Raw genomic sequence first — 12841 nt, 5'->3', positions numbered from 1 at the left:
TTTATTGTTATATAAAATGATATCTTTGATGTAAAAAATAGCCCGCAAGCGGGCTATCAATTTAAGCTGGATAGTATTGCGCAATTTCCTGACTAATCATCGCAGCCGTTGCAGCTGATAAAGTCCAGCCCAGATGACCATGTCCGGTATTGTAAAAGACCCACTCATGTTTGCCACGGCGTACCACAGGCATCATATTTGGCATCATGGGGCGTAAGCCTGCCCACGGAACAACATGCTCAGTACACAGGTCAAAATTACGATTGGTCCAGTCAATTAAAGGTTGAATTCGGTCAGCACGAATATCCCGGTTATAGCCATTAAACTCGGCTGTTCCTGCAACACGCAAACGATCCTTGCCTAGGCGTGACAAGACAATTTTCGCACTTTCATCTAGCAGACTGACCCAAGGTGCGTTGTTCTGGCTCTGCTCATCATTCAGTTGCACGGTAATCGAGTAGCCTTTGACTGGATAGACATTGACTCGTTCACCAAGTATTTCAGCCAATTGATAGCTGCCAACCCCTGCACAGACCACAATGGCATCTGCATTAATTTCCAGAACATCCTCTGGAGAGGAATGGACATTTTCAGTACTAGGTTTGCATTTAACCCGAATATTCTGAGCCTGATGATCAACAACAAAAACATCTTGACCAAACTCAAATTTCACGCCTTTTTGCATACAGGCTTTGGCCAAACCGGTACTAAATTTATGAATATCCCCGGTGGCATCGCTCTGACAGTAAAATCCTGCATAATAATCGCCAGTTAATGCAGGTTCGATCTGCTTGATTTCTGCATTGGAAATGGCATTGCGCTCCAGACCACCGCTACACAACAGATCATTGACTTTGATCGCAACATCATAATCTGTCTTGTTATGATAAAAATGTAAAATTCCACGTTTTTCTAAATTGAAATCAATATTTTCTGTTTCGGCAATTTCAAATAAGCGTGCTCTTGCCAGTAAAGCCAGCCGTACAGTCTCTCGGGTATTGGCTTCATAATGTTTGATATTGCCCAGAAATTCCATGAGCCAGCTGTATTTATGCACACTGAAAGAAGGATTGAGCAAAAGTGGTGCGGTTTTTTGTGACATCCATTTGATGCCTTTGAGTACCGTGGCTTTCTGGTTCCATACTTCGGCATTACAGGCAGAAAGCTGGCCGCCATTGGCAAAGGATGTTTCCATTGCCGGATAAAGATGCCGATCAACCACAGTCACTTGATAGCCTGATTGTGCCAGCTCATAAGCTGTGGTTACTCCGGTAATACCGGCCCCAATCACCACGACATGACGCATAGACACCTCCTTGATTATATTGATGTCTTTTCCCATCTGTCATGTGTACCTGAGAGCTTCGGTAGATACATTGCACATCAATGCGGCCACCTTCCCCTTCGGTGAGTGATTGAACACTTCTCTCCAGAGTTTTTATCCATTATCACAGTCCTTTTGCCTGAGAGTTTCCTGGGAACTTGCTCCTTCGGCGAATGCAGAAGCATTTCTCTCCTGCAATAATGTTTTATTATCATGAGCAATTTATATACCATTTTTAGGAAAAACACAGTTTTTATTTATGTTAATTCACGTGAATTTATCTGTGATTCTTTTTAATTAAGAGCATACATGGGTGATGGAGGATATTGCCTAGATATCAAATTTTTAGATTTTGCTGTCCTAAGTAAAATGAGCAAGTTCTATCCTTTATAAAATTCCAGAACTTATTTAATTTTGGCGCTTAAATAGAACTCAACATTTGCTTAGGCTATTTTAATAATTCAAAGTATATGTCATCCAAAGCAAAATTTAGACTTTTATCATTTATTCTAGAATTTTAGATAATCCAAGAAAGCATCAGTACTAAGCTTCCTGCTGCGACCACTGTTTGTACACTGATAATACTAGTCATTAACTCACTATCGCCACCATACACCCGGGTTAAGACATACGAAGCTGAGGCGGTAGGAAGTGCAAAGAACAAGACCAATACCTGAGTAGTTAATGCATCAATCTGGAAAATTTTACACACTAAAAATGCAATCAGCGGCATTCCGAACAGGCGACCAAAGGTTATCAGGCTGAGTGGCAATACATCACGCTGAAAACCCTGAAACTGTAAGGCTGCTCCCACACACATCAAACCGAGCGGCAAACTGCACAGTGCAATCTGTTTAAGGAACTGCTCTGTTCCAGTCCAGAGTGACAAACCGGAAAGATTAAATAAACCACCCACTATACAGCCTAAAATTAATGGATTTTTAGACAAATCCAGGACGATTTTTTTCAGCTGCATTTCGTGATTACGGGTAAATGCCAGTACCGATAAGACATTCACCAAAGGAATACACAGCACCATGATCACCGCGAAAATAGTCATACCCTGCTGCTGAAATAAGGCACTGACAGCAGCAAGGCCAATATAGGTGTTAAAGCGTAGTAAACCTTGGACATACACGCCGAAACGCGCATAAGAGATCTGGTAAATATGACGCAAAATATACAGCGCAATACTGACCACAGCCATGATGCTAAATACGACCAGCACCACATCCTGAATGACTGCCATTTGAATCTGGGCAGTGGCCAGATTTAAAAACAGCATCACTGGAAACAGCGCATAATAATTTAACTTTTCTGCACCGCGCCAAAAATCGTCACTCAACCATTGCCTACGCTTAAGCAGATAGCCAAAGCTGATCAGTCCGATGAGGGGAAATAAAGAAGTTAAAATAATATGCAGCATGTGACATCCTGGTCTGTTTCCTGCCTAATCTTAAGTCGCTTAGACCAAACAGAAAACTTAGCATATTCAGGAGCTTTCTCACTACTCAATTTAAGTAGTAAAAAGCATGAATTTTCATCAACTAATCATGTTGATCTGATGATTTTTCCTAAGATTAGCAAATGTAACGGAATCAACGGCTCTCCGACATTTTGATCCAGTGGATATGCTTTAATCTTTTCAGTCAGCTGATAGCCACGGCGCTGATAATATGCCAGCAGTTCAGTACGGACATTTAATACTGACATCTGAATCACTTTCTTCTTAAATATTTCGAAAATATGGGATTCGGCGAAGTCCAATAATTGCTTGCCATAACCCGAGTTTTGCTCAGCAGGTGCAACAGCAAAGCTTCCAATCTCTGCTATCTGCTGTCCTAGGCTCACGCCAATACAACCAAGAAGCTTATTTTCAATTTCCAGCACAGAGAGCTGAAAATTTTCTAAATTGAGCAATTCATATAACTGTTGTTCTTGAATACGATCACCCTGGATCATTCCTGCTTCAGTCGTCCATCCACCCAGAGTACGATAAGCTGTATTCATCAGTATGGTAAGTTGCTGAATATCAGCCTTGTTTGCCAATCGTATATTTTTATAGTGATTCATTTTATAAATAAAAAAAGTCAGACCGGAGTCTGACTTTAAAACAATTTCACTTTAAAGTTAAAGCAAATTATTTAGGTTCAATCGGTGCAAATGACGCAACTACATCGGCATTTTGCGCACGGTGACGCATGAAGTGATCCATAAGAACAATCGCCAGCATCGCTTCAGCAATCGGCGTTGCACGCACACCCACACAAGGATCATGACGGCCTTTAGTCAGTACGTCCGTATCTTCACGCTCAATATTAATGGTTTTACCCGGCGTGGTGATAGATGCCGTCGGCTTCAAGGCAATTGCGACACGAATGTCCTGACCGCTAGAAATACCACCTAGAATACCGCCAGCATGATTGGCCAGGAAGCCTTCTGTGGTGAGTTCATCACGGCTTTCATGACCAAACTGTTCAGCAACGCCAAAACCATCACCGATTTCTACACCTTTAACGGCATTAATCGACATCATGGCATGCGCGATGTCAGCATCCAGACGATCAAAGACTGGCTCGCCCCAACCCACTGGCACTTTAGATGCAATGATCTCGAGTTTAGCGCCACAACTGGTGCCTTGCTCACGCAAAGACGTCACCAGCGCTTCAAAACGTGGTACTGCATCCACATCGCCACAGAAAAACGGATTATTTGGAACTTCATTCCAGTCCAGTTTCTCTGCTTTTTCAGTACCAATTTGAGTCACATGGCCACGAATCTCAATACCAAATTTCTCAAAAAGGAATTTCTTAGCAATTGCACCCGCTGCGACACGCATTGCCGTTTCACGGGCACTTGAACGGCCACCACCGCGGTAATCACGGAAACCATACTTTTGGGTATAGGTATAGTCGGCATGACCCGGACGGAAAGTCTGCGCGATATTGCCGTAGTCTTTCGATTTTTGATCCGTATTACGAATTAACAAACCAATTGAAGTACCAGTCGTTTTACCCTCAAACACACCGGAAATAATTTCTACTTCATCGGGTTCTTTACGCTGGGTTGCAAATTTCGATGTACCCGGCTTACGGCGGTCCAGATCTTTTTGCAAATCAGCTTCAGTCAGCTCAATGCCGGGTGGAACCCCATCGATGATGGCCATCAAGCCAACACCGTGAGATTCACCACAAGTCGTTATACGGAACAGTTGCCCTATACTATTACCTGCCATGTCAAACGACTCCTTATGCTTGAATAGACTGAATGAATAAATCACGGTAGGTACGGCATTGCTCTGCAGTTAATGCAAAGATACCAGTGCCACCTTTCTTGAATTGTAACCAGTAGAAATCAACCGAATTGAAGTTTTGGCGCATTGCCCATTCTGAGTTACCCACTTCGATCACGATCAGGCCATTCTCAGTCAGATAATCTGCAGCTTGAGCCAGCATTTTACGTACTAGATCCAGACCATCCTGACCTGCAGCAAGCGCAAGTTCAGGCTCATGATGGAATTCTTCAGGCAAATCAGCCATATCTTCCGCATCGACATACGGCGGATTAGATACGATTAAATCGTATTGATTTTCGGCTGGAATTTTTTCAAACAAATCCGATTCAAGCAATGCGATCTGATATTGCTTGTCATGATGCTCAGTATTGATTTGCGCAACTTCCAGTGCTTCTTTCGAAATATCGGTGGCATCTACTTCAGCTTCAGGGAATGCATAAGCCAAGGCAATCGCGATACAGCCTGAACCGGTACACATATCTAGAATGCGTTGTGGTGTTTTTGGATTCGGATTTTCCGGCAAGTTATTAACCGCTTCACCCATTTGACCATGTTCACCCAGGCAATACGGGGCGAAACGGTTTTGAATCAGTTCAGCAATCGGTGAACGTGGAATCAGCACGCGTTCATCAACGTAGTAAGGTTTGCCATCAAAGTAAGCCAGGTTCAATAAATATGAAGTCGGTACTTTTTCATTAATACGGCGTTCCAGCAGACTTAAAAATTCGGCTTTTTCACTTGGCAATAATTTAGCATCTAAAATTTCAGCGTCCGCTTTCCATTCTAGTGACAGGGTTTGCAGCACTAGCGCTGAACTTTCAGCAAAATAATCTTCTGTGCCTTGGCCCAAATGTGCATCGTATTGACGTAATGCTGTCACACCAAAACGAATAAAATCACGAATGGTGGTTAAATTTTCAGCGGCTTCCTGCATATGTTCAGGGCTAATAGTCGGTCGATCCACTTAAGGCGTCTCCAAGGTCATTTTTTTAAACGCCTTATGATACCTTGTTTTGCCTGCTTTTATAATGCTAAAAGCATGAAAAACACGAATTCTCTATGCCCACAAAAATTATAAAATTCTTGTTTTTGTGAGCGATTATGATTATAAATTTTGACTTTATTCAGAGATGTTTCTGTTAAATGCCGAGGCTAATACTATGATGATTTATCGGAACCCGGACGCATAAGAGCGGGATTGATAAAGATTGGCCTGATCCATAATCAAAGCCAGCATACATTGACCTTGCTGCTGCTTGGCATATTTTCCTGACATTCTAAAATTACATTGCTGGGCCAGTTTACGCTCCCACAATACATGCTGACTGCGAATGGCGGCGGTCTGGTTCGGATTCAATTTTAAATAAGTTTTATAGTTTTTCTTCAGGCGTTTATTGTGAACTTTCAGCTCTTTTTCCAGGCATTTTTCCGCTTTGGGTGTATTACCATAACTAAAATTCATGCACTGTGTATATTCCTTGGAATACCCAACGGCAGCTTGTGTCTGAACCGCAGTACCCGCAAAAATTGCAACTAAAAACCATGCAAGACGCATAACTTCCCCTTGACCGAAACCGGTACAATCCCAATAAATGTTTAACAATCAATATTGTTTAAATTATCCACTGATATTAACGCAGTCCGGACAAAAATCCTATGCATTTCTCGGACTGAAAGATTAAACAGTTGCACAATTGAAAATTGGCACGTGACCCACATATAATCCGCATTCAATCTTCAAATGAGCCCAGATCTATGAGCTATAAGCACAATAATCTTATGGCGATGCGCCAGAATTACTGGAATGATCAAGCCTCCAGTCAGGTGCAGCAAGAAAAGGTATTTTTGCAGTCGACCTTAATGCAGCATGGCGTATTTACCGATGCGACACTGGAAGATGCCAAATATCTGTTTTTTGGCTTGCCTAGTATTGTGATTGTAAAAGGCTATGCTTTGGGCTTTATGCATGACAGCGTACAGCGCCTGATTCATCAACATATTCAAACAAATAAACAACAGTTACAACAACGATCTGAATTAAAAATCCAATTTCAAATGGCATAATGCCCTGTCTAAACTGATACAAGTTGGTGAATAAATGAAAGCTTGCCTAGCTTTTACTATGAATTCAGCGGCTTAAACTTTTTTAATACGTGCAGAAACGCTACTATCCCTTACAATGATTTATTCTGCTTCATGCTGATGATGAAAGGATCGAGTTTACATGTCAGATCAGAACGATAAGCTTAAACAACTGAAAACCTCCTCTATGGATCGACGCTTATCGATCGCAAAGGCATCCTTGCTGGCAGGCACGCGTTGGGCAGCTTCTAGTGCAAGCTCCATATTCTCAAGCGAAGAAGAAAAAGAAAAGAAACGTAAAAAAGCCATGAAAGAACAGGCCGATTATCTGGTAGCAGAAATTGGCAAGCTGAAAGGGTCTATCGTTAAAATTGGCCAGATGATGGCGCTGTACGGTGAGCATTTTCTGCCAGAAGAAGTCACTCAGGCTCTAAATACCCTGAACAATCAGACGGTAGCATTGGCATGGCCAGCCATCAAGACCCAGTTACAGCAACAACTCGGTTCTAAGCTCGACGATCTCACCATTGATCATGAACCTTTGGGCACAGCTTCTTTGGCACAGGTACATCGTGCTACCCGAAAATCTGATGGTATGGAATTAGTGTTAAAAATTCAATATCCGGGTGTGGCAGAAGCCATTGATTCGGATATGAGCCTGTTTAAAAACATGCTGAAATTGACCCGTATCGTGCCACAGACCCGCGAATTCGACCAATGGTTCGATGAAGTCCGTGAAATGATGCATCGTGAAGTAAATTATCAGATTGAAGCAGATACCACACGTCGTTTTGCTGCACGTTTAAAAGATGATCCGCGCTATATCGTACCAACGATTATTAATGAATATTGCTCTGATCGTGTGCTGTGCATGACCTTTGAACGTGGTGTGCCGATCAATAGCCCGGTGATGTTGTCCCTACCCCAAGAACGCCGCAACCAGTTAGGTGAAGCCTCTCTGGAAATTGCAGTGCGTGAAATCTTCGAATGGGGCGAGATGCAAACCGATCCGAACTTTGGTAACTATCTGGTTCGTCTGGGCAATGGCGCAGATGTGCACGACAAGATCATTCTGCTCGACTTTGGCGCGATCCGCCAGTTTGACCAACATCTGCTCAGTGTTGCGCGTAACCTGATTCAGGCAGGCTATCATCATGACTCGGATATGATGGTCAAGGCGATGACTGGTTATGAGTTTTTTGATTCGATTCCGCAAAGCATCAAACCAGATATGGCCAAAGTCTTTTTACTGGCCACAGAAGCGTTTAGTTCACCGCTAAATAATCAAGAATTGCCAGCCGGCATCATGGATGAACATAACCGTTATGACTGGAAAAAAAGCCAGCTGCATAGCCGTGTGATGCAACAGGCGTCGAGATCTATGGCTTCACGTTATTTCAGTGTTCCACCAAAGGAATTTATGTTTATTAGCCGTAAATTTATTGGTGCTTACACCTTTATGACCGTGATTGATGCCAAAACCAATGTGCGTGCCATGATTAAACATCATCTCTCTTAAAATAAAACCTGCATCAAAAAAAACCCGGATGATTTTGTCATTCGGGTCAATTTTTATCCATAATGGATTTTTTGTATTTTTATCTTTCTTTTAATTTTCATTGATTTATTCATCCCTTTCTTCAATCCCAAAAACCTAAAAATTGTCAATCATTCATGTCAGGGATGACATAGTTTTATCTCTGAGTGCATGTCAGTATTAAAAAAATAACGTGACAACACCTTTAGGATAATCAGAATGAATAATATGGTGAATAAAGCCCAAGGATTTGGCTTGGCCATACTGACCAAAATCGCGGGTAGCGAAGTATTAGATCAATTAAAACTACGTAAATTTGTTGAAAAATCGCTTTATCAAAGTTCAAAAGCAGGATTCAAAACCCTGAGTCAAACTCAGAAAATTCTCAAATCTGGCCAGAAGATTCAAAAACAGCGTCTGCCGCATCAGTCTAAATCCTTATTTGATCTGAATCTGACTCAAGAACAGCAAATGACCTGTAATGCCATGCAGCAATTTGCCCAAGAGGTGCTATATCCATTGGCACATGATGCAGATCAGCATGAATTATTTCCCCATGAACTCTGGCAATACAGCACTGATTTAGGTTTAAATTTCTATGCCCTGCCTGAAGCATTGGGGGGCGTTGCATCGGAACAGAATATAGTTAGCAATATTTTAATCGCTCAACATTTGGCTCAGGGTGATTTCAGTCTGACGGCTGGCTTACTTTCGACTTTTAGTGTCATTAATGCTATTACCCGCTGGGGCTCAGAGCAGATTCAGTCAGAATATCTGGGCGCTTTCGCAGAGAATCCTGAGTTAAAGGCCACCTTTGCAGTGCAGGAAGAAACAGCAGCGTTTAACCCGGAGCAACTTAAAACTAAAGCTGTTGCACATCAGGGACATTATCTGATTCGGGGTCAAAAGACCTTGGTGCTCTTGGGAGAAAGTGCCGATCTCTATCTGGTCAGTGCTGATCTAGATGGCAGAGCTGAGGTCTTTGTGGTACAACGCGACAGTACCGTCACTGCGAAAAAATCGCCGGCTATGGGATTAAAAGCTACTGAAACCGTTACGCTCAAATTTGAAAATACTCCGGCATATCGTCTGGGAGATGTGGATTTTGATTATACGGCTTTTATTGATCTGGGTAATTTAATGTGGTGTGCGATGGCGGTGGGCACCTGTGAAGCAGTCAAAAAATACTGTGTGCAATATGCCAATGAACGTATCGCTTTTGGTGAACCGATTTCCCATCGTCAGAGTGTCGCCTTTATGATTGCCGATATGGCCATTGAAATTGACGCAATGCAAATGCTGATCCTGAATGCCGCGAGTCTGGCTGAATCTGGTCAAGCTTTTCATCGTGAAGCTTATCTGGCACGCCTACTCTGTGCAGAAAAATCCATGAAAATAGGCACCGATGGTGTACAGATTTTGGGTGGTCATGGTTTTACCAAAGAACATCCGGTAGAACGCTGGTATAGAGACCTGAGAGCCACTGCCATTCTCCATTCTGGCTTGCATGCCTGATTAGAACATAAAGAAGAACAATGATGAATCTACAAACTCCAAAAAAATTCAAGCTTTTGATTGATCAAGCACATGAAGTTGCCCTCAATGTTTTGCGTCCGATTTCACGTAAATATGACAAGGCTGAACATGCTTATCCGATAGAGCTAGACATGCTCGCTTCAGTCGTGGATGGTATGAACCAAGGTAGTGAAGGCATGAATGCTGGTGCAGCAGTCAATAAACGTGGCGATGCAGACAGCAGCAATAAAAATGGCATTAATATGTCTACGGCCCTGAGTATTATTGAAATGTGTTATGGCGATACTGGCTTATTACTCTCGATGCCACGCCAAGGATTAGGAAATTCAGCCATTGCAGCTGTTGCCAATGATGAGCAATTGCACCGTTTTCATGGAACTTGGGCAGCCATGGCGATTACCGAGCCAGGTTGTGGTTCAGATTCCGCTGCGATTCGTACCACTGCGACCAAAGACGGTAATAACTATATTCTGAATGGCGAGAAAATTTTTGTAACATCCGGAGAGCGTGCTGATGCAGTAGTCGTTTGGGCAACTTTGGATAAAAAACTGGGACGATCAGCCATTAAATCATTTGTGGTGACCAAAGATACTCCAGGAATGAAGGTTGAACGACTGGAACATAAATTAGGGATTAAATCATCCGATACTGCCACGATTAGCTTTATCAACTGTCGAGTACCTGCAGCAAACTTGCTCGGTCATGCAGAAATCGATGTTGCTAAAGGCTTTGCTGGCGTGATGGAAACCTTTGATAATACTCGCCCGCTGGTTGCAGCCATGGCGATTGGTTGTGCGAAAGCCTCGCTGGAACGCATCAAGGAGATTTTTAAGGATCAACTGGACTCCACTTATGCCACACCGTATTTACAAAGCTCTAATATCGCAGCACAAATCTATCGTATGGAAGCTGAATGGGAAGCAGCACGCTTGCTGATGCTGAAAGCCGCCTGGATGGCCGATAATCGCAAACCAAATTCACGTGAAGCATCTATTGCCAAAGCCAAGGCCGGTCGGATCGGTAATGAAATTACCTTAAAATGTGTCGAACTGGCAGCAGCCATTGGTTATAACGAAACTGAACTTTTGGAAAAATGGGCGCGTGATTCCAAGATTCTGGATATTTTTGAAGGCACCCAGCAAATTCAGCAACTGATTATTGCCCGTCGGGAATTAGGAAAATCATCGAGCGAATTAAAATAATGATTGCTCATTAAATAGCGAATTAAACTTATCTAAATTGAATAAACGATGGCTTTTTTAAGGATTTAAGGTTATAAAAATTCATCGTTTTTTCAAAATAAAATCAGTCCAATATGTACTCTATTCGTCCTATTCAGCCTGAAGATAATGCTCAAATTGCAAGCATTATTCGTCGTGTTTCCCAAGATTTTGGGCTGGCAGCAGAATCTGGTTTCGCAGTAGGCGATTCTATTCTAGATGAGCTATATCAAGTTTATCAACAACCGAAATCAGCTTACTGGGTTATTGTGGATCAACAAAATAAAATTTACGGTGGTGGTGGAATTGCGCCCTTAAAAGGCGATGCAAATATTTTAGAAATTCAGAAAATGTATTTTTTACCTGAGATCCGTCAGCAAGGTTTTGCCAAGAAAATTTTAGAATTATCCTTTGAATTTGCACAGGCTCATCAGATTAAGTCAGTCTATCTAGAAACAACTAAAGTGCTTTGGCAAGCGGTGAAACTCTATGAAAAATTAGGTTTTCAGCATCTTGATCATCCTGAAGGCAATACCGGACATAGTGATGCCTGTGAAATCTGGATGCTAAAAACCCTTTCAACTTAGAGGTTTTTTACTAGATAGATAAAATTTGTATAGTAATAAAGTGCTTTCATCAGCAGCAAGCTTGACTCTTGTATATAGGCTGCCTAACATCAAAATACGTTTATTCAGGCATGGAATTCACAGTTTGTTTTTTTCTCATCTATTAAATCCAATTAAATCTAAACGTTCACTATTTAATTCTCATTCTTTTAAATTTTCCTCTATTTTATTAAGCACTTTTCTTTTTGCGGGTTGCTCATCCTTGGGCGGAGGCTCGGTAGAAAAACGCGCAGCTAAGCTGTCTAAAGGCATTCAAACTGCTTATTCCACCCCATCCAGTACAGCTAATCGTGTTTCACCTTTAATTGTTCAACATGCACAAAATCAGGGTGTAGATCCACTTCTAGTGGCGGCTGTGATTCGTCAGGAATCTACTTATCGTAGCCAAGCAACTTCGCCAGCAGGTGCGGTAGGCTTGATGCAAGTGATTCCGAGATATTGGCAACAAACTTGTCCAGGTGATTTATACAATGAAAGCAGTAATATCCAATGTGGTACATATATTCTTTCTAAATATAATCAATCATCCGGTGACTGGAAGAAAGCGCTTGCCTATTATAATGTAGGTCCATCGGGTTATGAAAATAATCGTAAAATGCGTAAACAAGGTAAACGTTATGCCAAACAAGTAAAACAGCATAAAAAAATGCTGAAAGACTCTCTATAATTACTGATTTAAGCTAATTAAATTAATAATGCTTAGGCTATTTTATGTAAAGCTTTGATAATTAGTAGTTATTAAATAATACCTATTGAAATTTCTGCTATGAAAACATATTTAGAAAATATTAACTACAGTTGTGATATGCGTGTTCGGTAAAAATACCCTGCCATAAAAAACCAGCGAATCGCTGGTTTTTTATTTTTTAAGATTTATAAGATAGGACTGTAAAATCTTTTAGATCAAACTATATCGATCGGATAACACTAGTCATATTAACGTGAATCATCCTTCTAAGAAGACTTTAATAAGATTTCAGATAAATACTTCTATACACTTAAATTAATAAGTTCGTGGAGCTCGATAGGAAGTGAATGCATATAGAAATCAGAATCAGAAATAAAAGACTTATTTCTAAAATCCCACGCATAAAAAAAACACCCCCGGCCTTATGGTCGGGGGTGTTTAGGAATAATGAGCTGGCGATGACTTACTCTCACATGGGTAACCCCACACTACCATCAGCGCTAAGAGGTTTCACTTCTGAGTTCGGGAAGGGA

General features: G+C 41.6%; 12 protein-coding genes, 1 rRNA gene and 1 riboswitch. Of the genes, 6 read left to right on the top strand and 7 right to left on the bottom strand.

The genetic code is table 11. The features are described 5' to 3' along the window. Positions 1-61 precede the first annotated feature (61 nt). From NI466_RS11575 to NI466_RS11550, 6 genes are all read right to left on the bottom strand, one after another. A complete protein-coding gene (locus NI466_RS11575; protein ID WP_253173650.1) occupies positions 62-1306 on the bottom strand; it encodes a D-amino acid dehydrogenase in 1245 nt (414 codons plus the stop codon). Between the two features lie 135 nt (positions 1307-1441). Beyond that, positions 1442-1529: riboswitch (glycine riboswitch) on the bottom strand. Between the two features lie 312 nt (positions 1530-1841). Then, the gene (locus NI466_RS11570; RefSeq protein WP_253173649.1) at positions 1842-2750 is read right to left on the bottom strand and encodes an AEC family transporter; all 909 of its coding nucleotides are present in this window, start codon (positions 2748-2750) and stop codon (positions 1842-1844) included. Positions 2751-2875: 125 nt separating this feature from the next. Further along, a complete protein-coding gene (locus tag NI466_RS11565) occupies positions 2876-3397 on the bottom strand; it encodes a GNAT family N-acetyltransferase (protein ID WP_354268454.1) in 522 nt (173 codons plus the stop codon). Positions 3398-3464: 67 nt separating this feature from the next. Further along, positions 3465-4559 carry a chorismate synthase gene (aroC, locus tag NI466_RS11560; protein ID WP_253173645.1) on the bottom strand — a complete coding sequence of 365 codons (1095 nt, stop codon included), beginning with the start codon at positions 4557-4559 and terminating at the stop codon, positions 3465-3467. Between the two features lie 13 nt (positions 4560-4572). Continuing rightward, complete coding sequence (gene prmB / locus NI466_RS11555) at positions 4573-5583, bottom strand: 50S ribosomal protein L3 N(5)-glutamine methyltransferase (protein ID WP_253173643.1); 1011 nt, start codon at positions 5581-5583, stop codon at positions 4573-4575. Between the two features lie 204 nt (positions 5584-5787). Continuing rightward, the gene (locus tag NI466_RS11550; RefSeq protein WP_253173642.1) at positions 5788-6174 is read right to left on the bottom strand and encodes a lysozyme inhibitor LprI family protein; all 387 of its coding nucleotides are present in this window, start codon (positions 6172-6174) and stop codon (positions 5788-5790) included. A gap of 200 nt (positions 6175-6374) precedes the next feature. On the opposite strand from NI466_RS11550, the gene NI466_RS11545 reads away from it, so the two are divergent. The 6 genes from NI466_RS11545 (at position 6375) to NI466_RS11520 (ending at position 12287) form a co-directional block, all read left to right on the top strand. Then, the gene (locus NI466_RS11545; RefSeq protein WP_085064442.1) at positions 6375-6683 is read left to right on the top strand and encodes a hypothetical protein; all 309 of its coding nucleotides are present in this window, start codon (positions 6375-6377) and stop codon (positions 6681-6683) included. 160 nt (positions 6684-6843) lie between these two features. After that, positions 6844-8220: an ABC1 kinase family protein gene (locus NI466_RS11540; protein ID WP_219309264.1), complete on the top strand. Its 1377-nt coding sequence runs from the start codon at positions 6844-6846 to the stop codon at positions 8218-8220. 246 nt (positions 8221-8466) lie between these two features. After that, on the top strand, positions 8467-9753 hold the full coding sequence (locus tag NI466_RS11535) for an acyl-CoA dehydrogenase family protein (RefSeq protein WP_253173675.1): 1287 nt from the start codon (positions 8467-8469) through the stop codon (positions 9751-9753). Positions 9754-9776: 23 nt separating this feature from the next. Continuing rightward, the gene (locus tag NI466_RS11530; protein WP_253173673.1) at positions 9777-10976 is read left to right on the top strand and encodes an acyl-CoA dehydrogenase family protein; all 1200 of its coding nucleotides are present in this window, start codon (positions 9777-9779) and stop codon (positions 10974-10976) included. A gap of 113 nt (positions 10977-11089) precedes the next feature. Beyond that, entirely contained in the window at positions 11090-11581 is a 492-nt protein-coding gene (locus NI466_RS11525; RefSeq protein ID WP_253148628.1) for a GNAT family N-acetyltransferase, read from the top strand. A 124-nt stretch (positions 11582-11705) separates the two neighbouring features. Next, positions 11706-12287, top strand: a complete 582-nt coding sequence (locus NI466_RS11520; protein ID WP_253148626.1) for a lytic transglycosylase domain-containing protein — start codon at positions 11706-11708, stop codon at positions 12285-12287. A gap of 471 nt (positions 12288-12758) precedes the next feature. On the opposite strand, the gene rrf is transcribed toward NI466_RS11520, so the two are convergent. Beyond that, a 5S ribosomal RNA gene (rrf, locus tag NI466_RS11515) occupies positions 12759-12841 on the bottom strand; the annotation flags it as partial.

The organism is Acinetobacter lwoffii, from assembly GCF_024129595.1.
In the GTDB taxonomy this organism is placed as follows: domain Bacteria; phylum Pseudomonadota; class Gammaproteobacteria; order Pseudomonadales; family Moraxellaceae; genus Acinetobacter; species Acinetobacter lwoffii_O.
This window is presented reverse-complemented; position numbering and strand designations above follow the sequence as displayed.